Here is a 26,841-nt window from a genome sequence, read left to right on the forward strand (position 1 = left end):
GCGCCGGGCGACCGCCGGTACGCTCAGGGCGCCGGCTGGCGCTCGATCCGTTGTTCGATGGCACCGAAGATGTTGTTGCCGGCCTTGTCCAGTACCTCGATGCGCACGCTGTCGCCGAAACTCATGAACGGCGTGGACGGCTTTCCATCGCGCAGGGTTTCCACCGTGCGCTGCTCGGCGAAGCAGGACGCGCCCAGCGAGGTGTCCTCGTTCGCCACCGTGCCGGAACCGACGATGGTGCCGGCCGACAACGGCCGCGTCTTCGCCGCATGCGCCACCAGCTGGGCGAAATCGAACTGCATGTCCACGCCCGCTTCCGGTGCGCCGAACCATTTGCCATTGATGTGGGTCAGCAGCGGCAGGTGCAGCTTATTGTCCCGCCAATCCGCACCGAGTTCGTCCGGGGTCACGAACACCGGGCTCAGCGCACTACGCGGCTTGCTCTGCAGGAAGCCGAAGCCCTTGGCCAGCTCCGGCGGAATCAGATTGCGCAGGCTGACATCGTTGACCAGGCCGACCAGCTGAATGTGCGATGCCGCCTGCTTCGGCGTCACCGCCATCGGCACGTCGTCGGTGACGATCACGATCTCGGCCTCGAGGTCGATGCCGTAGTCCTCGCTGACCACCTTCACCGCATCGCGCGGGCCGTAGAAACCGGCGCTGACCGCCTGGTACATCAACGGATCCACGTAGAAGCTCTCCGGCACCTCGGCGCCGCGCGCGCGGCGGACGCGCGCCACGTGCGGCAGGTAGGCGCTGCCATCGACGAACTCATAGGCGCGCGGCAGCGGCGCCGCCAGGGCATGCATGTCGAGGTCGAACACGCCGTCGGCATCACCGGCATTGAGCGCATCGGACAGGGCATTGAGGCGCGGCGCGGCGCTTTCCCAATCTTCCAGCGCGCGCTGCAGGGTGGGCGCGATGCCGGTGGCGCGCACGGCCTTGGTCAGATCGCGCGAGACCACGATCAGGGTGCCGTCGCGCCCGCCTTCCTTGAGTGAACCCAGCTTCATCGTGGCCTCAAATCTGTCGTTGGATTGATAGTTGCAATTGTAACGATGTGCGCCGCGCCGCGCGCGTCAGTCATCGCCCAGGAACGCCTGTTCGCGGAAGGTCAGCACCAGCGTGTCGCGGTGACCACCGGCATCGTCCAGCGGCTGGATCGGCGTGGATTCGTGGATCACCCGCGCATCGTCCATCAGCATCAGCGACCACGGCGCTTCCAGGGTGAAGCGCTGGCCGCGCGGACCATCAGCATCGAACACGCGGGTCTCGCCGCCCTTGATGTTGTGCCGGTCCAGCAGCAGCACCGCCACGAAATCCACGCCATCGCGATGCGCGCCTTCTGGCGTGGGCCGGCCCAAGCCGTCGGTGGTATCGATGCGGAACTGGTGCGCCTCCACGTGCCAGCGCGGCACCGGCCGCTGCCGGCTGCACGCATTGGCGATGCCGAGCACCAGCTTGTCCCACGCGGGATCGGCCAATGTGTCTGTGGTGATCGGTGCGAACCAGCGATCCATGCCGCCATGCAAGGCGTTGTAGTCAAGCGGCTGCCAATGGCGGCGATGCGGCACCAACCGCAACTGTCCGTCTTCGGCGATGAAGCTGGCATGCCGACGCCGGCGATAGCGACCACCGTCCTTGAGATATTCGTCCAGCGGCAGGTCGTCCCAGGCGGGTACCAGCGTATCGAAGCCGCCAATCGACATGCCCGCCAGCGCCGCCACCGACTCAGGCTCGAGGATGGCATAACCCTCGTCGCGCATGGCGACGCCCAAGCCGGACAGCGGCACGCTGGGGGCGGGGAAACGGGCGACCATGGCGACCTCCGGACGGGACGCATATTGTCGCATCGCACCGCCATCGCGGGCATGGCGAATACGCATGCCAAAACGACAAAACCCGCCTTGCGGCGGGTTTTGTCTTCGAACTTTGTCTTGGAACTGGCAGCCCCGGAAGGATTCGAACCTCCGAATGCCTGAGTCAGAGTCAGGTGCCTTACCGCTTGGCGACGGGGCTATGAAACTGATTGTAGCGCCGGCCACGAGGGCCGGCACGACAGGTGCATTAACGCTTGGAGAACTGCGTGGCGCGACGTGCCTTGTGCAGGCCGACCTTCTTGCGCTCGACTTCGCGTGCATCGCGGGTCATGAAACCGGCCTTGCGCAGTTCGGTCTTCAGGGTTTCGTCGTACTCGACCAGCGCACGGGCGATGCCCAGGCGGATCGCACCGGCCTGGCCGGTGGTGCCGCCACCGCTGGTGGTGACGAGAATATCGAAGGTCTCGATGTGCTTGGTCAGCTCCAGCGGCTGGCGCACGATCATGCGCGCGGTTTCACGGCCGAAGAATTCGTCCAGCGGACGCTCGTTGACGGTGATATTGCCGCTGCCCTTGCGCAGGAACACGCGGGCGGTGGAGGACTTGCGACGGCCGGTGCCGTAATTCTGGGTAATCGCCATGATCAGATGTCCAGCGTCTGCGGCTGCTGAGCAGCGTGCGGGTGTTCGGAGCCCTTGTAGACCTTGAGCTTGCGGTACATCGCGCGGCCCAGGGTGTTCTTCGGCAGCATGCCCTTCACGGCGATCTCGATCACGCGCTCCGGGTGGCGCTCAAGCGCCTGTGCCAGGGATTCGGTCTTCAGGTTGCCGACGTAACCGGTGAACCGGTGGTACATCTTGTCCTGCAGCTTCTTGCCGGTCACCGCGATCTTCTCGGCGTTGATCACGACGAGGTAATCGCCGGTATCGACGTGCGGGGTGAAAACGGGCTTGTGCTTGCCGCGCAGGCGGTAGGCCAGTGCTGCGGCCAGACGACCCAGGGTCTTGCCCTCGGCGTCCACGACGTACCAGTCGCGCTGGACGGTCTCGTTCTTGGCGATGAAAGTCTTCATGGGAACTCTTCTACGGGGGTGCATGGTCGGGCTGGTTCGGCATCCCTTGCAGGACGGGAACGTCGCCTCGCGTTGTTCTTCCGGCCACTTTTCGGCGCGAAAGGAGCGGAATGATAGCCCGCCAAGCCGGGCCGTGCAACCAGCCTCCCCACCCGCCTAGAATGGGCGGATGTCGACATCGCGCAGCCTCAGCCCGCTCGACCGCCTGCTGGACTCGGTGCAGAACGCACTGTCCACCGTGGCCGGCAACCCCCGCGCCGAGCGCGCGAATCCGAGCGAATCCACTCCTGACGTGGTGTTGGACGAGGCCGAACGCCGCCACGCCGCTGGCCTGATGCGGATCAACCACGTTGGCGAGGTCTGCGCGCAGGCCCTCTACATCGGCCAGGCCGCTGTGGCCCGCGATCCGGCCACGCGCGCGCAACTGCTGCACGCCGCACAAGAGGAAACCGATCACCTGGCCTGGTGCGCGGACCGCCTGCGCGAGCTGGACAGCCGGCCCAGCCTGCTCAACCCCGTCTGGTACGCCGGCAGTTACGCGATCGGCGCGTTGGCCGGGCTGCGTGGTGATGGCTGGAACCTGGGCTTCGTGGTCGAAACCGAACGCCAAGTCGAGGCGCACCTGGAAGAACACCTGCAGACCCTGCCGGAGGCCGATGGCCGCAGCCGCGCCATCCTGCGCACGATGAAGGAAGACGAAGCGCGGCATGCCGACCATGCCGAAGCCGCCGGCGCCAAGACCCTGCCGCAACCGATCCCGCGCCTGATGGCGGCCGCATCGAAACTGATGAAGTCGGTCGCCTACCGGTTCTAAACGCTCAGCCCGGTGTCGCCACGCCATCGCGCATCCGCACGCGCGGACGCAAGGTCACGCTGCGGTCTGCATCCATGTCCATCAGCTGCAGTTCGCCATCCTGGATCATCGCGGTAACGCGCATCCCGCGTCCGAGCAGGGCGGATGCCTCGTCCAGCTCGGCATCGTCCAGTTCAATCACCGTCAGGTTGCGCAGCCGCGCAAACGCCGCCGTGTTGCGCTTCCACCACGCCTCGGCCGCCTGCCCGCCGTAACCGATGACGATGACCTGCGCCGCGCGTCCGCTGGCCTTACGCAGGCGCGTCTCATCCGGCTGGCCGAGCTCGATCCATTGCTCGATGGCGCCGGTGTAATCGCGCCGCCACAGCGCCGGCTCGTCCTCGTCGCTCAGGCCGCGGCCGAACTCCAGGCGCTCGTCGGCGAACAGCGCGAACGCCAGCAGCCGCACCAGCAGGCGGGTGTCGGTTTCCGACGGATGCTGGGCCAGGGTCAGCGCGTGGCTGGCGTAGTAATGGCGATCGAGGTCGGTGACCTGCAATTCGGCCTTGTAGATGGTGGCATTGGCAGCCATGGCGCGTCCTGCGGCCATGGGCCGGTTCGAGGGTGCGCCATTCTACGGCCCACGCCGCCGTATGCTGCGCGCTTGCACGGAGTGACCCGATGACCACCCACGAATACGATCCCGACGACAATTTCGGCCACGCTTTCCATGCGCAGGCCGGGGTGGATGACGATGCCGAACTCGAACTGGTGGCCTGGCAATTCCTGCTGCTGGTCAATCCGGACGACGAGGACGCTGCCCTGCAGCAGTTCGCCGCATTCCAGCAAGCATTGGACGAAGCCGGCGCCGATGCCGACCCGGTACCGTTGCTGCGCGACGTCATCGACTGGAAAGCCGGCTTCCACGTGGGCGAAGTCGATGCGCAGGGACTGATGGAAGCGCTGGATGAACTGGCCGGACGCTGGCGCCTGCACATCGACTGGGGCGTGGACGACGACGCGCAGGAATTGCCCGATACCGACGCGCTGCTGCACATCGCCCACGCGCAGTTGCGCGAACACCACTACAGCCTGTGGACGATGGAAACCGGCGAGCCGACGCTGGCGGGCTGGATCACCCTGGAACGCGACATGGAAGCCATGCAACTGGTCGCAAGTGCCTTGGGCATGCCGGCGCGACCCGGCGTCGGCTGAGGCCCGGCCACGAAAAGCCGGCTTTCGCCGGCTTTTCGACACCACGGAAGATCGAACTCAGTCGACCAGGTTGCGGCCGTGGTAGAGCTCCTCGATCTCGCGGCGCAGGCGCGCCTCGATCTTCATGCGCTCCTTGAACGACAGGTTCTTGGCCTTCTCCTCGAATAGGTAGTTGTCGAGGTCGAATTCCTTCATGTGCATCTTCGTGTGGAAGATGTTCTCCTGGTAGACGTTGACATCGAGCATCTCGTAGCGCCCGCGCACGTTCTTGGCCAGGTAGTCCTGGATCGAATTGATCTTGTGGTCGATGTAGTGCTTGCGGCCCTTCACGTCGCGGGTGAAGCCGCGCACGCGGTAGTCCATCACCACGATGTCGCTTTCCAGCGACTCGATCAGGTAGTTCAACGCCTTCAGCGGCGAGATCACGCCGCAGGTGGACACGTCGATGTCGGCACGGAAGGTGGCGATGCCGTTGTCCGGGTGGGTTTCCGGATAGGTGTGGACAGTGATGTGCGACTTGTCGAGGTGCGCGACCACCGCGTCGGAGATCACGCCCTTGGCATCGGCCTTGTCGACCACCGGCTGCTCGGAGATCAGGATCGTCACCGAGGCACCCTGCGGGTCGTAGTCCTGGCGGGCGATGTTGAGGATGTTGGCACCGATGATTTCCGCCACGTCCGTCAGGATCTGAGTCAGGCGATCGGCGTTGTATTCCTCGTCGATGTACTCGATGTAACGCCGGCGTTCGTCTTCCGACGCCGCATAGCAGACGTCGTAGATGTTGAAGCTCAGCGACTTGGTGAGGTTGTTGAAGCCTTGCAGCTTCAGGCGCGGCAGCGGTTTGACCACGGCGGGAGATTCCGGAAGACACGAACAGGGTCGCGATTATGCGGCAAACCGCCGGTCGGCGCGTGCACGCCGTTTGCCCCCCACCGCAGATCAGCCTACAGTGCGGGCGAAACCTGTTCGAGACACCATGAGCACCACTTTCGCCAAACCGATCTCGCCGCGCATCGCCAATCCCCTTGGCGCTGATCCCGCGACGATCGAGCGCTTCATCGCGCATTGCCACCGCCGGCGTTACCCGGCGCGTACCGATGTGTTCCGCCCTGGCGACGATGCCAGCACCCTCTACTACATCATTTCCGGCTCGGTCAGCATCATCGCCGGCGAGGAAGACGGCCGCGAGCTGGTGCTGGGCTACATCGGCCCCGGCGAATTCGTCGGCGAGATGGGCCTGTTCGTGGAAAGCGAGCAACGCGGGGTCGCCCTGCGCACCCGCACTGCCTGCGAAATGGCGGAAATCGGCTACGACCGCCTGCAACAATTGCTGGCGGCCCAGGCCAACGATGCCGCGCGTTTGCTGTACTCGATCGGCGCGCAGATCAGCCAACGCCTGCTGCATACCAGCCGCAAGGCCGGCCGCCTGGCCTTCCTGGACGTCAGCGACCGCATCTACCGCACCCTGTTCGACCTGGCCAAGGAGCCGGAGGCGATGAGCCACCCGCAGGGCACCCAGCTGCGCGTGTCGCGGCAGGAGCTGGCACGGCTGGTGGGCTGCTCGCGAGAGATGGCCGGCCGCGTGCTGAAGAAGCTGCAGGCCGACGGCAAGCTGCACGCGCGCGGCAAGACCGTGGTCGTGTACGGCACGCGCTAGCCGGACAAGAGCCATCGCATGACGCCAAAAGGGGATCGACCGCAATGAGCCGCGCTTTCTCGACCGGTCATTACCCCTTGGGCACCGACTTGCGGATCGCCGCTATCGCCGACGGCGACGATGTCGCCCGCCTACTCAGCGACCTGGGCTATCCCTGCGAGATCGACGAGGCCATCGAACGCATCTCGGTGATCGCCGACAACGACCGCCAGGCGCTGGTGGTGGCCCGCCGTGACGGCGCGGTGGTCGGCCTGATTGCGCTGGACTTCATGTACTACCTGCCGCTGGGCACCACCACCTGCCGCGTCACCGCGCTGGTAGTCACCCCCACCGCGCAGGGCCTCGGCATCGGCCGCGCCCTGCTCAAGGAAGCCGAACGCCGCGCCCGCGTCGGCGGTGCCGCCCGCATCGAACTGACCAGTGGTGCACAGCGCACCGAGGCGCACGCGTTCTACCGCGCCTGTGGCTACAAGGACAGTTCGGTGCGTTTCGTCAAACTGCTTGGAGCCTGAGATCGATGCCGAGTGACGCCGTCCTCCCGGACACCCTGACCTGCCCGAAATGCGCTGCGCAGATGTGCATCCAGCGCTACCCGGAGAACGATGCCTACCGCTGCGAGGGTTGCAAGGGGCTATGGCTGCCGCTGATGGCGCATGAACAGCTGGAAGAGCGCGCAGACAAGATCGATCCGGAGGAATACCAAGGCTCGGCCGGCCCGGAGCCGCGCACGCTGATGTGCCCGCAGTGCGAATTCGTGCCACTGATCCGGATGGTGGACGTCAAGCAACCTGACCTGCATTTCGAAAGCTGCAAGGAATGCTACGGCCGCTATTACGATGCCGGGGAATTCCGCGAAGTGAGCGAGGATCCTTCGCTGCTCGAACGCCTGTTCGGGCGCGACTGAATCAAGTCGCCGGATCGCCCGCGCGACCGGGACAGCCCCAGTTGAGGATCGGCGTGCCGGGCGGCAATACCCGGCGAAACATCGCCACCCGCTTGGCTTTCGGGTTCACCACGACGGGATTCCGTGCAGCCTGCAGCAAGGGCAGGTCGGCCGAGGAATCGCTGTAGGCGATGGCCACCGGCTGGGTGTAGCCGGCCTCGCGCAGCATGGTCATCTTCATCGCGTGGTGGCAGTGGCGGATCGCGCCGAGTGCGCCGAATTTCGGCCCGACCAGTGAGCCGACCACCGGCACGTCCTGCTGTGCGACGAATGCCAGGATCGCCCGCGCCAGTTCCGGTGGCGCACCGGTGGCGACCACCACGCAGTCGCCGGCTTCGCGATGCTTGTGCAGCACATCGAGCGCGGTCGGCAGCAGGTGGGACCTGATGGCTGCGGCATTGGCTTCGACATAGCCATCGATCAGAGCATCCAGGTCGCGCCGGCGATGCAAGCCGACGGTGCCGATCCACACGAACACCGAAATACCCGCGCGGCGCGTACGCAGCCACGCCACCATCGGCCCTGCAATCGGCGTGACCAGGATCGCAAGCAGCTGCCGCCACCACGCGCGGTCGAGCAACCACTTGAACAGGTGACTGCCGGAGTCGCCGTCGTACAGGGTGTGGTCGAAGTCGAACACCACCAGCGGCGCGTCGGCGCGCGGCGTAGGAAACTGCGTGCTCATGCGCCGAACAATTCGCGCAGCGCCGCACCTGGATCCGGCTGGCGCATAAAGGCCTCGCCGACCAGGAACGCATGGATATCGTTCTCGCGCATCAGGGCCACGTCGGGCCGCGCCAGGATGCCGCTTTCCGTCACCAGCACGCGATCCGCAGGCACCGCCGATTGCAGGTCAAGCGTGGTCTGCAGCGACACGTCGAAGGTCTTCAGGTTGCGATTGTTGATGCCCAGCAGGCGCGCCGGAATCGGTAGCGCACGCTCCAGTTCGTCCAGGTCGTGCACTTCCACCAACACGTCCATGCCCAGCTCGTCGGCGATGTAGGCGTATTCGGCCAGCTGTACATCGTCCAGCGCAGCGGCGATCAGCAGCACGCAGTCGGCGCCGAGTACGCGCGCCTCGTATAGCTGCCAGGCATCGACGATGAAGTCCTTGCGCAACACCGGCAGCACGCAAGCCTCGCGTGCTGCAAGCAGGTACTCGTCCGCGCCCTGGAAGAAATCGATGTCGGTCAGCACCGACAGGCAGGCTGCACCGCCGGCCTCGTAGCTGCGCGCGATGGCGGCGGGGTCGAAATCGGCGCGGATCACGCCTTTCGACGGGCTGGCCTTTTTTACTTCCGCGATCACTGCAGCTTCGCCGGCGGCAATCTTGCGTTCGATGGCAGCGGCGAAACCGCGCGGCGGCGATGCGGACGCAGCGCGCGTCTTCAATTCGAACAGCGACACACGCTCGCGGCGGGCGGCCACTTCTTCACGCTTGCGGGTCAGGATGGTGTTGAGGATCGTGCTCATCGGCTCAAGGATTTTCCGTAGGCGCGCTCGACCTTGGCGATGCGCAGTTCAAAGTGGTCGTACCAATGTTCGCGCCCGTGGGCACGGGTGGCGGCGTGTTCGGCCTGCTGCTTCCAGGCCGTAATCGCCGCCTCGCTATCCCAGTAGGACACGGTGATGCCGAAGCCGTCCGTGCCGCGCGCCGATTCCACGCCCAGGTAGCCGGGCTGCTGCGCGGCCAGCACCAGCATGCGCTCGGCGGCCTGTGTGTAGCCGGCCTCGTCCTGTGCATTGCGCGCGGACGAAAACACCACCGCGTAGTACGGCGGCACGGGCAGTTGGGCAAAAGGAGAAGGAAGGTCGCGCATTGCGGGGGACTGGCGGTGAAGCACCATTCTAGTCGAGGCCGCTCAGCCTTCCGGCAAGGACCGCCCCGCGCGCCAACCTTCATCACGCAGACGATCCAGCAGGGCCACCACCACGTCGCGCCGTTCCGGCTCATGCACCGGCAACACCAGCAGGTCGCCGGCACGTGCCCAGGCCAGCGCCTGGCGCGAGGCTTCGGCCTCGTCCAGGCAAACGGGCAACGCATCTTCGGCCATGCCCGCCTTCATCAGCGCGTCGCGGATGATGCTTGCCACCTGTCCGGATTCCTTGCCGCGCAGGTAGTCGCCGCCGATGTCTTTCAGCCACACGCGGTCTGGCTTTGCTGCGGCAGCAACAGCCGCCAGCGCGCGGAAATCCGCTTCCAGCCGGTTGCCGGCGTGGCCCAACAGCAAGGCCAGCCGACCGTTGCCGCGCAGACCTTCGGCGACCTGCAGCAGCCCGCGCAGACCGTCCGGGTTGTGTGCGTAATCCAGCAACACCTGCACATCGCCCAACGTCCAGCGTTGCAGGCGACCGGGGTTGTCCGTGTTCGATCCACCGAAGCGCGCCAACACCGCTGCAATCGTGGCGGGCGCGATGCCCAGCGTCTGCGCCGCCAGCGAAGCCGCCGCGATATTGGCGATGTTGTAGCGAGCGCTACCACCGAGCGTCAGCGGCATGTCCGCAATGGCGCCTAGATCATGTTCGATGCCGTTCACTGCGAGTATCAGGCGACCTTCGCGCACGCCGCAGGCGAGCGCACCACGCGCAAGCGCCGCGTCCAACGTCAGTGCGAACCAGCCGATGCGCGAAGCGCCGGTCGCAGCCGCATGCTTCACCAGCAGCGCGTCATCGGCGTTCAAGACCAGCACGCCATCCGCCGCCAGCGCCTTGGCGACGACCAGCTTGACCGCTGCGATATCGTCCAGCGTGTGCACGCCGTACTCGCCAAAATGATCGGCACTGATATTGGTGACCACCGCGACGCGCGCATCGTTCGCCACCAGCCCGCGCCGCAGCAGGCCGCCGCGTGCGGTTTCCAGCACGGCGGCCTGTACTCGCGCATCGCGTAACACGGTACGCGCGCCGACTGGACCGGAGTAGTCGCCGGCTTCCACGCGTTCGCCGTCGATGAATAGGCCGTCGGTACTGCTGTAGCCGGCGCGCAGGCCATGCGCGCGCAGCATCGCCGCCAGCAAGCGCACGGTGGTGGTCTTGCCGTTGGAACCGGTGACAACGGCTTTCGGAATCGCACGTAGGTGCGGCCACGGCACGGCGTCGATGTCCGGCAATGCGTCCAGCGTCCAGATCTGTGCGGCTTCGCCTTCGCCGATGGACAGTGCGTCGTCGTCCGCATGCGCGGGCAGGCCGTGCGCATGTGCCGCTTCGATCAAGGCGCGCAGTTGCGGTTTGGCTTCCGCATCGGCCAATGCGCGCAGCTGCCGCAAGGCTTCGTCGTCGTCGAAATGGGCGACATGCGGGCGTGGCGTTTCGCTATCTTCATCGACTGGCGCATCGCTCGCACGCAAACCGAGCGCGGCGTACAGCGCCCATTCGTTGGCTTCGGTGGCGGTGTACAACTGGTCGAGCGGTGCCTCGAACGCCAGCGATGCGCCGGTCGCATGTTCGCGCACGAAGATCGCGCCGTTCTGCCAATCGAGCGCGGCGCGCACGCGGGCGATATTGCTGCGCCAGCGCAGCAAGGCCTCGGCATCGAACACCAAACCCGGCGCTGTTTCCAGCGCCGCACCGGCGCCACCGAAATACAGGTTCGCGCCAGTCAGCCGGCGCGAATCCTCGAAAGGCTCGTGGCTCAATCGCTTTCCTCGCGCTCGAAGCGAAGGCCACGCTCGTCGCGCACCACGCCTTCCATCGCCGCCACCAGCTGTTCGTCCAGCGTGGTTTCCAGCGTCGGAATCTCGGCGCGCGCGGCGGCGCGTGGCATGTCGCCGTCCGGCTTGAAGCGGATGATCTGCTTCCAGGTGCGGGTCAACGCATCGGCGAACATCACGATCAAGTCGCCCGGCTGGCCCATGCGCAATGCCGCATCCACCGCTTCCTGTTCATCGGGAATCGTGCTGATCGCGCCTTCGGCCACGCCGGCGGCAAGCAAGGCCTTGGCGATGATGCGTGGCACTTCGTCGCCATCGCGGCCACGCAGGCTGTCGTCGCGACGCACCACATAATGATCGAACTTGCCGGCAACGGTATTGGCGATCTCGCGCAGGTCTTCATCGCGACGGTCGCCGGGACCGGCCAGCACCACGATGCGGCGATTGGCGTCCAGCCGCTGCGCGAGGTCCGCCATCATCCCCACCGCATGCGCGTTGTGGGCGTAATCCATGATCACCTTGAACGGATGCTCGCCATACACGTTCATCCGGCCCGGCGCCTGGAAGAAGGTGGTGTCGAAGGTGCGCAAGCCGTGACGGATCGCGTCAAGCTTGATGCCCATCGAGAACGCCATCGCCGCGGCCACCATCGCGTTCTGCACGTTGTGCATGGCGCGGCCCTCCAATGTGGCCGGGATCAGGTGCGTCCACAGCAGCGGGATATGGCTGCCCTTGTCGTACAACGTGATCATGTGGCCGTTGACGCCGGCCTCCAGTGCGCAGGCACGGCCACCGGCGCGCACGTGCTCGCGCACCAGCGGGTGCGAGGGATTCATGGTCACGTAGCAGATGACTTTGGCATCGGTGTAGCCGGACATCTTCAGCACATTGGGGTCGTCGGCATTCAGTACGGCGCACTCGGTCGCGGCTTCGACCACGATGCGTTTCACCTCGGCCAATTGCTCCAGGGTGTCGATGCCGCGCAGGCCCAAGTGATCGGAAGCGACATTGAGCACCGCGCCCACGTCCACTTCGCCCACGCCCATGCCGGCGCGCACCAGGCCACCGCGTGCGGTTTCCAGCACCGCGAAATCGATCTGCGGATCGGCCATCACCATGCGCGCGGAGACCGGCCCGGTCATGTCGCCTTCCACCGTGCGTTGGCCGTCGATGTAGACGCCGTCGGTGGTGGTCAGGCCCGGCGTGTAGCCGGCCATCTTGGCGATGTGCGCCAGCATGCGCGAGGTGGTGGTCTTGCCATTGGTGCCGGTGATCGCGGCGATCGGCACCCGCGTCGGCGTGCCCGGCGGGAACAACATGTCGATGACCGGGCCTGCGGCATCGCGCGGGGTGCCTTCGCTCGGCGCGATATGCATGCGGAAGCCGGGCGCGGCATTCACTTCGCAAATGCCGCCGCCGATGGATTTGTAGCTCTCGGCGATATTCGTACTGAGGAAATCCACGCCGCCGACATCCAGCCCGATCGCGCGCACCGCGCGTTCGGCCATCGCCCGGTTGTCGGGGTGGATGATGTCGGTGACGTCGGTGGCGGTGCCGCCGGTGGAGAGATTGGCGGTGGAGCGCAACGGCACCACTTCGCCGTCCTTCGGCACGGAATCGGCGGTGTAGCCGAGTTTTTCCAGCATCAGTTCGGCCTCGCGGTCGAGCTTGAGCTTGGTCAGCACTTTTTCATGGCCGACACCGCGGCGCGGATCGCTGTTGACGATCTCCACCAACTCGGCAACCGTCTGCTTGCCGTCGCCGACCACATGACCGGGCGTGCGCTTGGTCGCGGCGATCAGTTCGCCATTGACCACCAGCAGGCGGTGGTCGTCGCCGGCCAGATAGGTTTCCACGATGACCGAACGCGAATGCTCGCGCGCAGCCTCGAACGCGGCGCGCACATCGGCTTCCTCACTGATGTTGATGGTGATGCCGCGCCCGTGGTTGCCGTTGTACGGCTTCAGCACCACGGTGCCGCCCAGCTTGCGCGCGGCACGCCAGGCGGCATCGGCGTTCTGCACCAATTCCTGGCGCGGCACCGGCAAACCGAGCGAGCCCAGGATCTTGTTGGTCTCTTCCTTGTCGCTGGCCAGTTCCACCGAGATATGCGGGGTGCGCCCAGTCACCGTGGCCTGGATGCGTTGCTGGTACTTGCCATGGCCCAGTTGCACCAGCGATTGCTCGTTCAGGCGAAGCCACGGAATGCCGCGATCCACCGCCGCCTTCACCAGCGAAGCCGTGGACGGCCCCAGTGCGCGGCGCTGCGCATAGCGGATGAAGCCGTCGCGCTCTTCTTCCCAATTCCACGAATCGTCGGTCGCGGTACGCAGCTCCGTCGGCAGCAGCGAATCCAGCAACTTCAGTGCAAGCTCGCCGGCAGCGATGCCTTCCTCGCGCTGCGCGTATTCGTAGACCACCGAATACACACCGGGGCGGTCGTCGGAAATGCTGCGGGTCTTGCCGAAGGTCACGTCTTCGCCGGCCACGTTCTGCAGCTCGATGGCGACGTGCTCCAGCACATGGCCGAGCCAAGTGCCATCGCCTTCGCGCATGCGGCGGATAAAGCCGCCGGGCTCGCGATACGAACAACCATGTTCGGCCAGTCCCGGCAAGGCGGCGACCAGCGCATCGATAAACCCGTTGCCCAGTTTCGCGGTGGGCCATTGCTCCAGCGCACCCAGATCCAGCTCCAGGCGGATGACCGGGAACTTCGCGTACTGCGAGGGGCCCACGTAGACGTTGCGGTTCAAGATGCGCATCGAGCCCTCCGCTCAATTCGTTGCTGCTTCAATTTGCGACGACGATCATTCCTTGACGGGCGATAGCGAACCGGCCGAGGCCTTGCGTGTTTCCAGGTTGTAACTGGCACCGGCAGTCAGGATGTGGATCTGCACGCCCAGCATGCACACCGGCGCATTGCCATCCACCTGCGCCATCGACGAGAACTGCAGGTCGTCGGCATCGACCACGGTGACCGCGCCGCTGCCTTCCACTTCGATCACGTTGTCCGGGCCGATCAGCGCAGCGGTGTCTTCATCGACACCAAGCCCGATCGCGAACGGGTTGTAGGCCAGTGCCGCCAGCAACCGACCGAGGCGGTCGCGCTGGCGGAAATGCTGATCGATCACCACGCGATTGGTCAGGCCCAGGCCCGGCGCCAGCCGCACGCTGTTGGCATGCGGCGTGGAACTGTCGCTCTCGCCACCGGCGATCATGTGCTCGCTGAGGATGCCGGCGCCGGCACTGGTGCCGCCGACCGGGATGCCCTGCGCGTTGCAGGCGCGGATCGCCTGCGCGATGGGCGTGCCGCCGAGGATGGTGGACAGCCGCAGCTGGTTGCCGCCGGTGATGAAGATGCCGCTGGCCTGCTCGATGGCCGCCACCCGGTTGCGCTCGTGCGCATCGCGGCGGGTATCGAAATCGAGCACGCTGACATTGCGCGCGCCCATCTCGCCGAACAGCTGCTCGTAGCGGTCGCCGGTGTCGTTGAGCCGGCTCGCGGTCGGGATCACCGCGATGTCCGCGCCCGCACCTCCGCACAGTTCGAAGAACCGGCGCAACACGCGCTTGTCGTTTTCCTTGTCCTCGGCCCCACCGATGGGGACGATCCAGCCGCGCTGCGCGCCTTCGGCCACCTTGCTTGGCATGTGCTACGGGTTCCTGAAACCTTGAAAAATCAGCGCTCGAACATACCACGGCGCAGGACTTCGCCCGCCCGCAGATGAGGTACGCCGCCCAGCCAGACATCGCTGGCTGCGCCCTGCGCGTCCAGCGCGACCAGATCGGCATCGCCGCCGACCGCGATCCGGCCCTTGCCGGCCAGCCGCAGCAGGTCGGCCACGTTGCTGGTGAACGCCGGCAGCGCACGTTCCAGCGACAGGCCGCGTGCGACGAGTGCGTTGAGGGTCTCCAGCAACGCGCCGGAATGGCCCACGTCCATGCCGCAGACGCGGCCGTGCTCGTCGAAACAGGGCAGGCAGCCGCCGGCATCGGAACTGATGCTGACCCGTTCCGGCGGCGCGCCGCTGTCCAGGTAGCGGATCAGCGCCTCGGCGGCGGGCCAGGCGTCTTCGCCCTCTTCCACCGGGAAGGCAGTGATATCGACATGGCAGCCGCGCTTCGCCAGGGCCACGGCCTCTTCGAACAGCGCTTTCTTGCGGTTGATATGCGTCGGCTGGAACACGCGCGGCGGCAGTTCGCTGGTGTCCAGCGCCTGCCGCACCAGTTCCAGGCCGCGCGGGCCATCGCCCAGGTGCAGATGGACGATGCCGGCCTTGCCGGTCATCAGGCCGGACACATGCGCTTCCGAAGCGAGCCGCAGCACATCATCCAGCGTCGGCTGGCTGGAGCGGTGGTCGCTGATCGCCACTTCGCCTACGCCGATCAACGCATCGCTGAACACGATGTCGCCGCGCACCGTGCCGGTCAGCGTGGTCGGCGGGATGTGGTAACCGCCGCAATAGGCCCACGCGCCCAGGCCCTGCTCGCGCAGCGCGTACACATGCGAGAGCAGTTCGGCGGTGCTGCGCGACACGTCATCGGTGCCGAGCAAGCCGATCACCGTGGTCACCCCGGCGCTGGTGTAGCGCGACAGCAACGGCGCCGGTACACGGCTGGCGTAACCGGCTTCGCCACCGCCGCCACTGACATGCACATGGCCGTCGATGAAACCGGGGATCAGGCGCGCGCCAGCGAGATCGATGGTTTCCATGCCGAGCATGTCCGGCAACACCGGTTCGGACTCGCCCATCCACAGCACCTTGCCGCCGCCGATCAACAGATGGCGCCGGCCCAGCGCGTCGGGCGCGTACACGTCGGCATTGCGGAGCAGGAGCAGGGATGCGGTCATCGCGGCAGGGTGCGGGTCGGGTGCGGCAGCGTCAAGCGGCGGCCAGTGCCTGGGTGGCGGCCACGTATTCGTCCAGCTTGGCCCGCGCCGCGCCGCTGGCGATCACCTTGCGTGCGCGGGCGATGCCGTCACGGATGTCCTCCGCCACGCCGGCCACGTACAGTGCTGCACCGGCGTTGTAGGCCACGATCTCGCGCGGCAGGCCGTCGTGGTTGTCCAGCGCCTGCAGCAGCATGGCCTTGGACTGTTCGGGATCGGCCACGCGCAGGTTGCGGCTATGCGCCATGGCGATGCCGAAGTCTTCCGGATGCAACTCGTACTCGCGCACCTTGCCGTCGCGCAGCTCGCCGACCAATGTGCCGGCACCCAGCGAGAATTCGTCCATGTTGTCGCGGCCCCAGACCACCAGCGCGCGCTCGGCGCGCAGTTCCTGCAACACGCGCACCTGGATGCCGACCAGATCCGGATGGAACACGCCCATCAGGATCGACGGCGCATTGGCCGGATTGGTCAGCGGGCCAAGGATATTGAACAACGTGCGTACGCCCATTTCGCGACGCACTGGCGCGACCACCTTCATCGCCGGGTGATGGATCGGCGCGTACATGAAGCCGATCCCGCAGCGCTCGATGCAGGCGGCCACCTGTTCCGGCTGAAGTTCGATATTCGCGCCCAGCGCTTCCAGCGCATCCGCACTACCAGACTTCGACGACACGCTGCGGTTGCCGTGCTTGGCGACTTTTGCGCCAGCGGCAGCCACCACGAACATCGAGGCGGTGGAGATATTGAAGGTATGCGCGCCATCGCCGCCTGTGCCGACGATATCGACCAGATGGGTGCGATCAGCGACTTCGACGGGACGCGAAAATTCGCGCAGCACACTGGCGGCGGCGGCGATCTCGTCCACGGTTTCCTTCTTCACCCGCAAGCCGGTGAGGATGGCGGCCGTCATCACCGGCGACACCTCGCCGCGCATGATCTGGCGCATCAGCTCGACCATTTCGTCGAAGAAGATTTCGCGGTGTTCGATGGCGCGTTGCAACGCGTCCTGCGGAGAGAAAGCCATGGTCAGCGTTCCAGGAAGTTTTTCAGCAACGCGTGGCCGTGCTGGGTCAGGATGGATTCGGGATGGAACTGCACGCCTTCCACCGGGAACTCACGATGGCGCAGGCCCATGATTTCCTCCATCGAGCCATCCTCGTTCTCCGTCCACGCGGTGATTTCAAGCACAGCCGGCAGCGTGGCCTTGTCCACCACCAGCGAGTGGTAGCGGGTGGCCTCGTAACCATCCGGCAGGCCGGCGAACACGCCCTTGCCTTGGTGGCGGATACGCGAAGTCTTGCCGTGCATGATGCGGCCCGCACGGATCACGTCGCCGCCGTAGACCTGGCCGATGCTCTGGTGGCCCAGGCAGACGCCGAGGATCGGCGTGCTGGCACCCATGCGTTCGATCAGTTCCAGCGAGACACCGGCTTCGTTCGGTGTACACGGCCCCGGTGAGATGACGATGCGTTGCGGTGCGAGCTTTTCGATCTGTTCCACCGTCAGCGCATCGTTGCGCTCCACCCGTACCTCGGCGCCCAGCGCCTGCAGGTACTGGACGAGGTTGTAGGTGAAGGAGTCGTAGTTGTCGAGCATCAGCAACACGGCAGTGTCCTCAATCGATCAGCGTGTAGATGATGTAGACGTTTTGATCCAACTGAATGGTTCCCTTGCTCAAAACAACCGGCGCCGGGGCATTCGCACTCAACCTTGATCCTGTGACTGTCACGCGATCCAGCGAGTACGAATCACTGGATTCGACATAGCGCACGTTGAATCCCTGGTTAGAGACGTTGTGGACGGTACCTAGCCGTTTGCCAACCGCCTTGGCCATGATCTCTGCGGTCGTTCGCGCATCGTCTACCGCCTGCGCGAGCAGGTCGCGACGAATTTCGTCAGCCTTCGATGACACGAACGTGCCGGTATCCAGCTGCACTTGCTTGGCTTGTGGTAACGCTTCGATCATTTTCTTGAGCGCTTCCAATGTGTGAAAGCTGAGCTTGATCTGGCGCTGGTAGGTATTTCCCAGAAAGACCTGCTCATCATCCTTGTCGTCGTAGCGATACTCGGGCGATACGCTGAGGTTCGAGACAGTGACGTCGCGGTCTTCCATCTTCATTTCTTGCGTGAGAGAGACTACCTTGCTGGCATAACCCTCGATCAATGCCTGTGTCTTCGCCGAGTCGAGGCTTGTGTCCTTCAACGTGATTTCGAGCGGGAATACGTCTGGAACCACCTCGGCTTTCGCCTTGCCATGCACGGCAATGAACGGCGAGCCGCCGATGGACTGCGCCTGCACGTTGAATACACCCAGCAACAACACCGCGGCGAATGCGATTCGCTTCATTGCCCTTCCTCCATGAAAATCCATCACAACCCCCTCGCCGCTTCCGCCACCGCGCGGAACAACGCACGCCCCTTGTTCATCGTCTCGTCCCACTCGGACTGCGGATCGGAGTCGTAGACGATGCCGGCACCGGCTTGTACGTGCAGGCGGCCGTCCTGGATCACCGCGGTGCGGATGGCGATCGCCGTATCGGCATCGCCATGCCAGCCGATGTAGCCAACCGCGCCGGAATAGATGTTGCGCTTGACCGGTTCCAGCTCGCGGATGATCTGCAGCGCGCGGATCTTCGGTGCGCCGCTGACGGTGCCGGCGGGGAATGTCGCACGCAGCACGTCCATGTAACTCAACCCATCCTTCAGGCGGCCGGTGACCTCGCTGACGATGTGCATGACGTGGCTGTAGCGTTCGATCACGAACTGCTCGCCCACTTCCACCGTGCCCGGCTCGGACACGCGGCCGGCATCGTTGCGGCCCAGGTCGATCAGCATCAGGTGTTCGGCGCGTTCCTTCGGGTCGGCCAGCAGTTCGGCTTCCAGCGCGATGTCTTCTTCCACCGTCTTGCCGCGTGGGCGGGTGCCGGCGATGGGACGCACGGTGACGTCATCGCCCTGCAGGCGGACGAGGATTTCAGGCGAGGAACCGACCACCTGCGTCGCACCGGTATCGAGGAAATACATGTAGGGCGAGGGATTCATCGCCCGCAGCGCGCGGTACACATCCACCGGGCGCGCGCGGAACGGCACGCTCATGCGCTGGCTGAGCACCACCTGGAAGGCGTCGCCGGAAGCGATGTACTCCTTGCTGCGATGCACGGCATCGATGAAACCTTCGCGGGTGAAGCCGCTGACGAAATCGGCCTCGTCCAATGCGCTGCCGTGCAAGGTTTCCGGATACGGCGCGCCGCCGTGGCGCAGGCGATGGCTCAGCGCATCCAGCCGGCGATTGGCGCGTGCCCAGGCCTGCGGCTGGCGCGGATCGGCGTGCACGATCAGGTACAGCCGCCCCTTGAGGTTGTCGAAGACCGCCAGTTCCTCGCTGAGCATCAGCAGGATGTCGGGCGTGCCGAGTTCGTCCGGCAGCGGCGTGGCGCGCAGTTTCGGCTCGATGTATTCGATGCACTCGAAGCCGAACCAGCCGACCAGCCCGCCGGTAAAGCCGGGCAGGCCATCGAGCTTGGGCACGCGGTGTTCGCTGCGCAGGCGTTCGACTTCGGCCAGCGGGTCGTCGAGTTCGCGGGTTTCCACGATCTCGCCGTCTTCGCGCACGTGCAGCGTATGTCCATGCACCTCGTACACGCGGCGCGCGGGCAAGCCGATGATCGAATAACGGCCGAAGCGTTCGCCGCCTTCGACCGACTCGAACAGATAGGTATGCGGACCGTCGGCCAGTTTCAGGTAGACGGACAAGGGCGTATCGAGGTCGGAGAGGACCTCGCGCACGACGGGAATCAGGGTATGGCCGTCAGCGGCCAGCCGGTCAAAGGCGTGTTGGTCGAACTTCGCGGGGGTGATCAAGCGGGGCGTCCTTCATGGGCATACGGGCGATCTGGGCGGCGGAATCTCGCCACCATCGCCAGCCATGTTCGAAAGACGGGTTCGCCCGATTCATGGCCCTACTGTAGCCGCGTTCCGGCGCAGCGGGCAATCGGCTGGCAGGTGCATGCGGATGCGGCCCGGCACGCATTCGATGCGGAAACGGGCGGATTTGACCGGCTCGCCGTCCAGGTTCAGCGTGAACGGCTGCGCTGCTTCGATTTCCACCCATGGCACGGCCTTGCGCACCGCCACCTGCTCCAACATGGCGTTCTTGCCATCGGGCATCGCCGCGCCGACCGCCGAAAGCACTTCGCCTTGCAGCGGCAGGACGATGGTGACGTCCAGCAGGCCATCGTCCACCCAGGCATCCGGGCACAGCACCTGGCCGCCGCCGGCCTGGCGGCCATTGCCGATGCCCAGCGCGATGAACCCGCCCTCCCAATCCGCACCCGGACCGCGCATCCGCGCCTGTTGCGGCTGGATCTGGCCAAGCCGCGACAAGCCGGTCAACACATACGCCAGGCCGCCCAGCAGTTTCTTCAGGCCTTCATTGGTCTCGGCCGTGACCTGGGTGCCGAAGCCCCCGCTGGCCAGGTTGACGACCCAATGCGAGCGGCCGTTGGCCTCCACCTTGAGCAAATCGATCGGCACCGCCGGCGTGTGCAGCAGGCGCAGTGCATCGCCAGGCTTGACCGGGATATTGGCGGCGGTGGCGAAGTCGTTGGCCGTGCCCAGCGGAATCACCGCCAACGCGGGCAGCCGCTCGGCCGGCGCATCGCAATGCGCCAGCGCGGACGCGACTTCGTTCAAGGTGCCATCGCCGCCACCGGCGATCACCGCATCGACGCCATCGGCGACCGCTTCGGCCACGTAGCGTTGCGCATCGCCGCCTTCCCAGGTGACGCGCACCTCCAGCCACACGCCCGCTTCGCGCATGCCGGTGACGGCCGCGCGCACGGCATCGTCGCCTGCGGATTTGCCGTTGAGGATCAGGCGCCAGTGCGGGGTTGAATCCATGCCGCTAGGCTAACCGCTGCACATGAACGCGACTACACGCGATCTGTCACGACAGCGTCACGCAATGCCCGGAGCATGGAAGGCCATTGCAGGGACGATTGACGGGCAGGACGCCCAACCATTCCCCGGGCCGATGTCGCGCACCCCCTGCGGCGTCGGCTTTTTTTCAGCGCGCCGCGGCGACCGCTGCCTTCATCTGCGCAACGATGCCGGCATAGTCCGGCTTGCCGAAGATCGCGCTGCCGGCGACGAAGGTATCAGCGCCCGCTTTCGCGATCTCGCCGATATTGTCCGGCTTCACCCCGCCGTCGATTTCCAGGCGGATCGGCCGGCCGCTGGCATCGATCATCGCCCGCACCTGGCGCAGCTTGTCCAGCGTGGACGGGATGAAGGCCTGCCCGCCGAAGCCGGGGTTTACCGACATCAGCAGCACGTAGTCGATGTCGCCCAGCATGTAGTCCAGCACATCCAGCGACGTGGCCGGGTTGAACACCAGGCCCGCCTGGCAACCCAGCGACTTGATCAGCTGCACGCTGCGATGCACGTGCTTGCTGGCTTCGGGATGGAAGCTGATGTGGGTGGCGCCGGCGGCGGCGAAGTCCGGGATGATCCGGTCCACCGGCTCGACCATCAGGTGCACGTCGATCGGCGCGGTCACGCCGTGCTTGCGCAGCGCCTCGCAGACCAGTGGGCCGATGGTGAGGTTGGGCACGTAGTGGTTGTCCATCACGTCGAAATGCACCCAGTCCGCGCCGGCGGCCAGCACGTTTTCCACTTCCTCGCCCAGCTTGGCGAAGTTGGCGGAGAGGATGGATGGGGCAATGACAGTGCTTTGCATGCTCATTTCTTCCGCAATTGTTGGATGCGGTCATAGGCCGCATTGATCTCGCGCGCCTTGTCCTCGGCCTGCTTCTGCAGCTCCGGTGCCGCACCGGCCACGCGATCCGGGTGGTATTGCGAAATCAGCCGGCGATAGGCCTGTTCGATCTCGGCGTCGCTGGCCTCGCTGGTCAGCCCGAACACGCGGTAGGGATTGTCGCGGGTGGTCTTCAGCCAGTCGGCATCGAAGGCATGGCCGATCAACAGGCCCAGCAGGCCACCCGCCGGATGCCGCAGCAGCAGCCAACCGGCGATCAGGCCGAAGAATTTGCCGTACCAGCGTCGTGTCATGCCGTCAGTTTACAGGGCGCGGGGCGGCGTCCGGCCTTAAACTAGGCATCCCTCGATTTTCCCGATGCGCATGGCCACCACCCTGCTCCAGTCCGACCTGCCCGGCCTGAACCTGATCCACCGCGGCAAGGTCCGCGATGTGTTCGATCTGGGTGATGGTCATCTGTTGATGGTCGCCACCGACCGCCTGAGCGCGTTCGACGTGGTGCTGCCGGATCCGATCCCCGGCAAGGGCGAGATGCTCTGCCAGATCAGCAATTTCTGGTTCGACAAGACCGCGCACATCATCGACAACCACCTGACCGGGATCGATGTCGCATCCGTATTGCCCGTGGGCGTGGATCCCGCGCTGTATGCCAAGCGCGCAGTGGTGACCAGGAAGCTGACCCCGGTGCCGGTGGAATGCATCGCGCGTGGCTACATCATCGGCAGCGGCTGGAAGGACTACCGGCGCACGGGCGCAATCAGCGGCATCACCTTGCCCGAAGACCTGCAGCAGGCGCAGCAGCTGCCGCAGCCGATCTTCACGCCATCGACCAAGGCCGCGGTGGGCGACCACGACGAGAACATCGATTTCGCCACCGCGGTGAACCTGGTTGGCCGCGAGCGCGCGGAACAGGTGCGCGATGCCACGCTGGCGCTATACGCCTTCGCCCGCGACTACGCAGCGCAGCGCGGGATCATCCTGGCCGACACCAAGTTCGAATTCGGCACCGATGCCGACGGCAAGCTGTACGTGATGGACGAGATGTTCACCCCGGACTCCAGCCGCTACTGGCCGGCCGACGAATACCAGGTCGGCACCAGCCCGCCGAGCTACGACAAGCAGTTCGTGCGCGACTACCTGGAAACCCTTGACTGGAACAAGACTGCTCCCGGCCCGCGCCTGCCGGCGGAAGTCATCGAGAAGACCCGTGCGAAGTACGCCGAGGCATTGGAGAAGCTGGCCGGAATCTCGGTCGACTGAGCCCCCGCCTACCACGCTGCGCTATGCTCGCCGCACGACTACGGGGGCAATGGCACAGCGCATGAACACGACGGCGGAACGGCCCATCGACCAGTGGTTCGCCCATTACTCGGGCGACCACCAGAACGTCATGAACCAACGCATCCACGTGATCGCGGTGCCGTTGATCCTGTGGAGCGTGATTGGCCTGCTGTGGTGCATCCCGGTGGTCGGCGATTACTTCCGGCCCGGCTTGTGGGCGGCGCTCGCGATGTTCCTGGCGTGGATGTTCTATTACCGCGCCTCGCGCGCGATCGGCTTCGGCATGCTGGCGATCTTCGTGGCGATGGCATGGCTGACCCGCTGGCTGCACGACCTGTACGGCACGCCCGGCCTGTTCAAGCTCGCGCTGGGCGTGTTCATCGTCGCCTGGATCGCCCAGTTCATCGGCCACAGCAAGCTGTACGAAGGCAAGAAGCCGAGCTTCTTCACCGACCTCAAGTACCTGTTGATCGGCCCGGCCTGGGTGCTGGCGAAGCTGTATCGCAAGCTCGGTTGGTCGTGGTGAATCGAGCTGGAGAAGCGAAGGGGGCTGGCATTCGCTTCTGCCGGTGATCAGTCGCGAATCGTCACGGGGCTCTCGAACATCCGCGCTTCCGGCTGGAACAGCCGTGGCGCATACGCGAAATCCCGCCGCGCCGGCCCAAGGTCGAAGGCCAGATCCTGGCGCATGCGTTCCACTGCGGCGGCGGTGATACCCAGTGCGATGCCGCGCGCCTGCGCCGTCTTCAACGCCAGCTGGAACAGCGGCATCGGCAATTCGTGCAGCGCCGGCGGTGGCTGCAGGCTGGCCAGCACGCGTTGCACCATCTCGCGATACGGCAGCGCTTCGCCACCAGGCAGGTCGTAGCTGCGGCCATGAGTGGCGGTAGCGGTGCAGGCCGCGAATGCCGCGGCGGCCAGATCCTGCACATGCACCGGCTGGCGCAGGCCATCGCTGTGTCGCGGCAAGATGAAACGGCCCCAGCGCTGCGCCAGCTGGACGATCCGGGTCAGCGTGGCATCGCGACCGGCACCGTAGACCAATGTCGGTCGCAACATCGTCGCATTCGCTCCACGTTGTTCCGACTGCGAGAACAGTGCCGCTTCCGCGCCCAACAGACGACGCGCGACATCGCGCTCATCGCCATCATCGGAACCGTGTTTGGTCGCGGCACTGGTGGAACCGAACGCGACCACGCGTGATGCACGGATCGACGCATTCGCATGCCAGCGCGCGAACATATCCAGTGGGCCGCAGCTGAAGATCGCTTCCACCGACTCCGGCAGGTCGCGCACGCCGGAAAAATCGCCCTGCAGCCAGTGCCGCCCGGGCGAATCCGAACGCACCTGCCGGGACACCGCAAACACGCGCCAACCGGCATCGTTCAGGCGTTCCAGCAAGGGCGTGCCGATCTGCCCGCTGGCGCCGAACACCAGCGCCCGCTTCATGCGCGGGCGTTCTTCGGCAGCACCAGCCGCAACCAGCCCAATCCCAGCAGCGCGGCCACAACCGAGGCCATCAACACGCCGATCACGCTTTCGGTGTAGTGCAGCGGCGATGCGGTGAACGCCAGCGAGCCGATGAACAGGCTCATGGTGAAACCGATGCCGCACAACAGGCCAAGGCCGATCATCGCGCGAAGGTCCATGCCATCGGGGAACCGCGCCAGGCCCGTGGCCCGCATCAGCAAGGCCGCGCCGACGATGCCGATCGGCTTGCCCAGCACCAGACCCAGCGCGATACCGGCGGGCAGCGGTTGCAGCAAGTCGTCCAGCTTGAGGCCGCCCAAGGCGAGACCGGCATTGGCGAAGGCGAACACCGGCAGGATCAGGTAGGCCACCCACGGATGCAGTGCGTGCTCGAGAGTTTCAAGCGGCGAATGCTCGGTGGCGTCGTCGATGGTGTTGTTCTTGTCGTAGTGCGGGATCAGCAAGCCGGTGACCACGCCCGCCAAGGTGGCGTGCACGCCCGACTTCAGCACGCAGATCCACAGCACCACGCCCAGCAGCAAATACGGCGTAAGCGCGGTGACGCCGCGGCGGTTGAGCAGGATCATGCCGGCGATCGCCACGCCAGCCCAGCCCAGCGCCACCCACGACATGCCATGCGAATAGAACACGGCGATGATGATGATCGCGATCAGGTCGTCGACGACTGCAATGGTCGACAGCAGCAGCTTCATCCCCAGCGGCACGCGCGAACCCAGCAAGGCCAGGATGCCCAGCGCGAAGGCGATGTCGGTGGCGGTGGGGATCGCCCAGCCGCGCATGGAATCGGCATCGCCGCGATTGAGCCACCAGAACAGCAGCGCCGGCACCAGCACGCCGGCCGCGGCGCACACCATCGGCAGGATCAACTGTTCCTTGCTGGACAGCTGGCCGGACAGCGCCTCTCGCTTGATCTCCAGCGCCACCAGCAGGAAGAACACCGCCATCAGGCCGTCGTTGATCCACAGCAGCAGCGGCTTGGCGATCTCCAGCGCGCCGATTTTCACCGCCACTGGCAGGTCGCGGAAACCCTCGTAGGCGCCCTCGAACATGGAGTTCGCGCAGAACAGCGCCAGGATCGAGGCCAGGATCAACAGGATGCCGCCCGATGCCTCCAGGCGCAGGAAGTTGGCGAGTGCGCGACGCGCGCGGCCGAGGAGTGGGGCTTTGGATGTCATCACCCCCAGTATAAATGCCGCTGCATGCAGCCTGCGTCAGCCGATCAGGAACAACCTTCGACGTAATCGACTTCCGGCAGCAGGCCAACGCGCCATTCGGTGACGATGCCCTGCGCATCGGTTTCGAACACCAGCTTCGTGGCCGCAACACCGCTGGCCGCGATCGACAGGTACTTGCCGTCGGTGTACTTGTGTGGCGATGCCTTCAACGCATGGTTGTACAGGGCCTGCAGCTGCGCCTCGCGCATGCCGACTTTGCCGCCGCCCGGCGCCACGTACTTCGTGCTTTCAGTGCCGAAACGGGCGAACTTGCCGTCGCTGATCATGAAAGCGAACTCGGCCGGCGCCTTCACCCAGGCCGGCGTCATGAAATAGCAGCTTGCGTTGTAGTCCTTGCCGACCTCCTTCAATTCGCCACCCCAGGCCTTGCCCATGTCGGCGGCGAGGGTGCCGAACTTGATGTCGCCATACCCGGCGAAGGTAGCCATGCCAAGATCGCCATCGGGCGTCGCCGCAGGCGCGGTGGGCGCTGGCACTTCTGCCGCGACCGGCGGCGGAGATACGGGCGGCGTTGCACCCGCGACATCAGCCGGCACTTCGTTTTCCGTTGTCGTCGACGCATGTTCGGCCGTGCAGGCGCCGAGCGCGACGATGAGGGTGATGGACAGCAGCTTGCGCATCGGGGGGACTCCGTTGGTTCGCGTTGCCCTGCAGTCTCGCCATCGCGGGTGAAGGTTTCGCGAATGCGTGCAATCCGATGCGGCGGCGCCTGCGCGTCATGCCAGCGACATCCACGCCGGCTAGCCTGCCCGCAACTCGAAGAAGGCATCGTCATGCTGCTCAACAAGACCGCACTCGCGCGAAGCCCTGCAAGCCGGCTCCAGCGCCGGATTGAGCCTGCCGGAACGCCGCATCCTGATCATGACCGACGGCAAGCGCAGCTTGAACGAGGTGATGGCCCTGCTCGGCGAAGTGCTGCCAGAGGATCTGCTGCATCGACTCGATGTCGCCGCATGCCGCACGCCGGAGCGCATGCCGGCCCCACAGTTGAAAGTGGTCGGCGGCTGAGCCGCCG

Annotated in this window: 31 protein-coding genes and 1 tRNA gene; 8 read left to right on the forward strand and 24 right to left on the reverse strand. The window is 65.6% G+C overall.

Annotated features, from left to right (window positions below; genetic code table 11):
* Window positions 1-23: 23 nt before the first annotated feature.
* From G7079_RS12695 to rplM, 5 genes are all read right to left on the reverse strand, one after another.
* Window positions 24-1,013: a fumarylacetoacetate hydrolase family protein gene (locus tag G7079_RS12695; protein WP_166057657.1), complete on the reverse strand. Its 990-nt coding sequence runs from the start codon at window positions 1,011-1,013 to the stop codon at window positions 24-26.
* 66 nt (window positions 1,014-1,079) lie between these two features.
* A complete protein-coding gene (locus G7079_RS12700) occupies window positions 1,080-1,820 on the reverse strand; it encodes a 2OG-Fe dioxygenase family protein (RefSeq protein ID WP_206203210.1) in 741 nt (246 codons plus the stop codon).
* A 124-nt stretch (window positions 1,821-1,944) separates the two neighbouring features.
* Window positions 1,945-2,019, reverse strand: a tRNA-Gln gene (locus G7079_RS12705).
* Between the two features lie 48 nt (window positions 2,020-2,067).
* Window positions 2,068-2,460 carry a 30S ribosomal protein S9 gene (rpsI, locus tag G7079_RS12710; protein WP_166057658.1) on the reverse strand — a complete coding sequence of 131 codons (393 nt, stop codon included), beginning with the start codon at window positions 2,458-2,460 and terminating at the stop codon, window positions 2,068-2,070.
* A gap of 2 nt (window positions 2,461-2,462) precedes the next feature.
* Window positions 2,463-2,891: a 50S ribosomal protein L13 gene (gene rplM, locus G7079_RS12715; protein WP_166057659.1), complete on the reverse strand. Its 429-nt coding sequence runs from the start codon at window positions 2,889-2,891 to the stop codon at window positions 2,463-2,465.
* Window positions 2,892-3,060: 169 nt separating this feature from the next.
* Between rplM and coq7 the strand changes: the two genes are divergently transcribed.
* A complete protein-coding gene (gene coq7 / locus G7079_RS12720; protein WP_166057660.1) occupies window positions 3,061-3,705 on the forward strand; it encodes a 2-polyprenyl-3-methyl-6-methoxy-1,4-benzoquinone monooxygenase in 645 nt (214 codons plus the stop codon).
* 4 nt (window positions 3,706-3,709) lie between these two features.
* Here coq7 and G7079_RS12725 read toward each other — a convergent pair whose 3' ends face one another.
* Window positions 3,710-4,276 carry a YaeQ family protein gene (locus tag G7079_RS12725; RefSeq protein ID WP_166057661.1) on the reverse strand — a complete coding sequence of 189 codons (567 nt, stop codon included), beginning with the start codon at window positions 4,274-4,276 and terminating at the stop codon, window positions 3,710-3,712.
* A gap of 89 nt (window positions 4,277-4,365) precedes the next feature.
* Between G7079_RS12725 and G7079_RS12730 the strand changes: the two genes are divergently transcribed.
* The gene (locus G7079_RS12730; protein WP_240906196.1) at window positions 4,366-4,899 is read left to right on the forward strand and encodes a hypothetical protein; all 534 of its coding nucleotides are present in this window, start codon (window positions 4,366-4,368) and stop codon (window positions 4,897-4,899) included.
* A 57-nt stretch (window positions 4,900-4,956) separates the two neighbouring features.
* Here the strand turns inward: G7079_RS12730 and speD are convergent, their stop codons facing one another.
* Complete coding sequence (gene speD / locus G7079_RS12735; RefSeq protein ID WP_166057662.1) at window positions 4,957-5,748, reverse strand: adenosylmethionine decarboxylase; 792 nt, start codon at window positions 5,746-5,748, stop codon at window positions 4,957-4,959.
* 127 nt (window positions 5,749-5,875) lie between these two features.
* On the opposite strand from speD, the gene crp reads away from it, so the two are divergent.
* From crp to G7079_RS12750, 3 genes are read left to right on the forward strand one after another with little or no spacing between them, the layout of a single operon-like run.
* Window positions 5,876-6,556, forward strand: coding sequence for a cAMP-activated global transcriptional regulator CRP (gene crp / locus G7079_RS12740; protein WP_166057663.1), 681 nt, complete (start codon window positions 5,876-5,878; stop codon window positions 6,554-6,556).
* 44 nt (window positions 6,557-6,600) lie between these two features.
* Window positions 6,601-7,068 (forward strand): GNAT family N-acetyltransferase, encoded by a 468-nt coding sequence (locus G7079_RS12745; protein ID WP_166057664.1) that lies wholly within the window; start codon window positions 6,601-6,603, stop codon window positions 7,066-7,068.
* 5 nt (window positions 7,069-7,073) lie between these two features.
* Window positions 7,074-7,460 (forward strand): zf-TFIIB domain-containing protein, encoded by a 387-nt coding sequence (locus G7079_RS12750; RefSeq protein WP_166057665.1) that lies wholly within the window; start codon window positions 7,074-7,076, stop codon window positions 7,458-7,460.
* Between the two features lies 1 nt (window position 7,461).
* On the opposite strand, the gene G7079_RS12755 is transcribed toward G7079_RS12750, so the two are convergent.
* From G7079_RS12755 to G7079_RS12820, 14 genes are all read right to left on the reverse strand, one after another.
* The gene (locus G7079_RS12755) at window positions 7,462-8,184 is read right to left on the reverse strand and encodes a haloacid dehalogenase-like hydrolase (protein WP_166057666.1); all 723 of its coding nucleotides are present in this window, start codon (window positions 8,182-8,184) and stop codon (window positions 7,462-7,464) included.
* Window positions 8,181-8,972, reverse strand: coding sequence for an indole-3-glycerol phosphate synthase TrpC (trpC, locus tag G7079_RS12760; protein WP_166057667.1), 792 nt, complete (start codon window positions 8,970-8,972; stop codon window positions 8,181-8,183). Before trpC ends, G7079_RS12755 begins: the two co-directional genes overlap by 4 nt.
* On the reverse strand, window positions 8,969-9,319 hold the full coding sequence (locus G7079_RS12765; protein WP_166057668.1) for an antibiotic biosynthesis monooxygenase: 351 nt from the start codon (window positions 9,317-9,319) through the stop codon (window positions 8,969-8,971). Before G7079_RS12765 ends, trpC begins: the two co-directional genes overlap by 4 nt.
* 42 nt (window positions 9,320-9,361) lie before the next feature.
* Window positions 9,362-11,134: a Mur ligase family protein gene (locus G7079_RS12770; protein WP_166057669.1), complete on the reverse strand. Its 1,773-nt coding sequence runs from the start codon at window positions 11,132-11,134 to the stop codon at window positions 9,362-9,364.
* Window positions 11,131-13,911, reverse strand: a complete 2,781-nt coding sequence (gene cphA, locus G7079_RS12775; protein ID WP_166057670.1) for a cyanophycin synthetase — start codon at window positions 13,909-13,911, stop codon at window positions 11,131-11,133. The genes G7079_RS12770 and cphA overlap by 4 nt, the downstream gene beginning before the upstream one ends.
* A 45-nt stretch (window positions 13,912-13,956) precedes the next feature.
* Window positions 13,957-14,799: a cyanophycinase gene (locus tag G7079_RS12780; protein ID WP_166057671.1), complete on the reverse strand. Its 843-nt coding sequence runs from the start codon at window positions 14,797-14,799 to the stop codon at window positions 13,957-13,959.
* A 29-nt stretch (window positions 14,800-14,828) separates the two neighbouring features.
* Entirely contained in the window at window positions 14,829-16,001 is a 1,173-nt protein-coding gene (gene iadA / locus G7079_RS12785) for a beta-aspartyl-peptidase (protein WP_166057672.1), read from the reverse strand.
* Window positions 16,002-16,032: 31 nt separating this feature from the next.
* A complete protein-coding gene (gene trpD, locus G7079_RS12790) occupies window positions 16,033-17,067 on the reverse strand; it encodes an anthranilate phosphoribosyltransferase (RefSeq protein WP_166057673.1) in 1,035 nt (344 codons plus the stop codon).
* Between the two features lie 2 nt (window positions 17,068-17,069).
* The gene (locus tag G7079_RS12795) at window positions 17,070-17,648 is read right to left on the reverse strand and encodes an aminodeoxychorismate/anthranilate synthase component II (RefSeq protein WP_166057674.1); all 579 of its coding nucleotides are present in this window, start codon (window positions 17,646-17,648) and stop codon (window positions 17,070-17,072) included.
* Window positions 17,649-17,658: 10 nt separating this feature from the next.
* Window positions 17,659-18,390: an SIMPL domain-containing protein gene (locus tag G7079_RS12800; RefSeq protein WP_166057675.1), complete on the reverse strand. Its 732-nt coding sequence runs from the start codon at window positions 18,388-18,390 to the stop codon at window positions 17,659-17,661.
* 23 nt (window positions 18,391-18,413) lie between these two features.
* Window positions 18,414-19,862 (reverse strand): anthranilate synthase component I, encoded by a 1,449-nt coding sequence (gene trpE, locus G7079_RS12805; RefSeq protein ID WP_240906294.1) that lies wholly within the window; start codon window positions 19,860-19,862, stop codon window positions 18,414-18,416.
* A gap of 132 nt (window positions 19,863-19,994) precedes the next feature.
* The gene (gene yegS / locus G7079_RS12810; protein ID WP_166057677.1) at window positions 19,995-20,942 is read right to left on the reverse strand and encodes a lipid kinase YegS; all 948 of its coding nucleotides are present in this window, start codon (window positions 20,940-20,942) and stop codon (window positions 19,995-19,997) included.
* Between the two features lie 166 nt (window positions 20,943-21,108).
* The gene (gene rpe, locus G7079_RS12815) at window positions 21,109-21,780 is read right to left on the reverse strand and encodes a ribulose-phosphate 3-epimerase (RefSeq protein ID WP_166057955.1); all 672 of its coding nucleotides are present in this window, start codon (window positions 21,778-21,780) and stop codon (window positions 21,109-21,111) included.
* A gap of 2 nt (window positions 21,781-21,782) precedes the next feature.
* Complete coding sequence (locus G7079_RS12820; RefSeq protein WP_166057678.1) at window positions 21,783-22,112, reverse strand: DnaJ domain-containing protein; 330 nt, start codon at window positions 22,110-22,112, stop codon at window positions 21,783-21,785.
* A 70-nt stretch (window positions 22,113-22,182) separates the two neighbouring features.
* On the opposite strand from G7079_RS12820, the gene G7079_RS12825 reads away from it, so the two are divergent.
* Both G7079_RS12825 and G7079_RS12830 read left to right on the forward strand, forming a co-directional pair.
* Window positions 22,183-23,079 (forward strand): phosphoribosylaminoimidazolesuccinocarboxamide synthase, encoded by an 897-nt coding sequence (locus G7079_RS12825; protein ID WP_166057679.1) that lies wholly within the window; start codon window positions 22,183-22,185, stop codon window positions 23,077-23,079.
* 49 nt (window positions 23,080-23,128) lie between these two features.
* Window positions 23,129-23,626: an Mpo1-like protein gene (locus G7079_RS12830; RefSeq protein WP_206203211.1), complete on the forward strand. Its 498-nt coding sequence runs from the start codon at window positions 23,129-23,131 to the stop codon at window positions 23,624-23,626.
* Window positions 23,627-23,673: 47 nt separating this feature from the next.
* Here the strand turns inward: G7079_RS12830 and G7079_RS12835 are convergent, their stop codons facing one another.
* The 3 genes from G7079_RS12835 to G7079_RS12845 are packed head-to-tail and all read right to left on the reverse strand — an operon-like array spanning window position 23,674 to window position 26,446.
* Window positions 23,674-24,549 (reverse strand): NAD-dependent epimerase/dehydratase family protein, encoded by an 876-nt coding sequence (locus tag G7079_RS12835; protein ID WP_166057681.1) that lies wholly within the window; start codon window positions 24,547-24,549, stop codon window positions 23,674-23,676.
* Window positions 24,546-25,766 carry a Na+/H+ antiporter NhaA gene (gene nhaA / locus G7079_RS12840; RefSeq protein ID WP_166057682.1) on the reverse strand — a complete coding sequence of 407 codons (1,221 nt, stop codon included), beginning with the start codon at window positions 25,764-25,766 and terminating at the stop codon, window positions 24,546-24,548. Before nhaA ends, G7079_RS12835 begins: the two co-directional genes overlap by 4 nt.
* Window positions 25,767-25,810: 44 nt before the next feature.
* Entirely contained in the window at window positions 25,811-26,446 is a 636-nt protein-coding gene (locus G7079_RS12845) for a lectin (RefSeq protein ID WP_166057683.1), read from the reverse strand.
* A 241-nt stretch (window positions 26,447-26,687) separates the two neighbouring features.
* Here G7079_RS12845 and G7079_RS12850 point away from each other — a divergent pair, with 241 nt between their 5' ends.
* Window positions 26,688-26,834 (forward strand): hypothetical protein, encoded by a 147-nt coding sequence (locus tag G7079_RS12850; RefSeq protein WP_166057684.1) that lies wholly within the window; start codon window positions 26,688-26,690, stop codon window positions 26,832-26,834.
* Window positions 26,835-26,841: the final 7 nt, after the last annotated feature.

Origin of the sequence: Thermomonas sp. HDW16, assembly GCF_011302915.1 — a bacterium.
Taxonomy (GTDB): domain Bacteria; phylum Pseudomonadota; class Gammaproteobacteria; order Xanthomonadales; family Xanthomonadaceae; genus Thermomonas.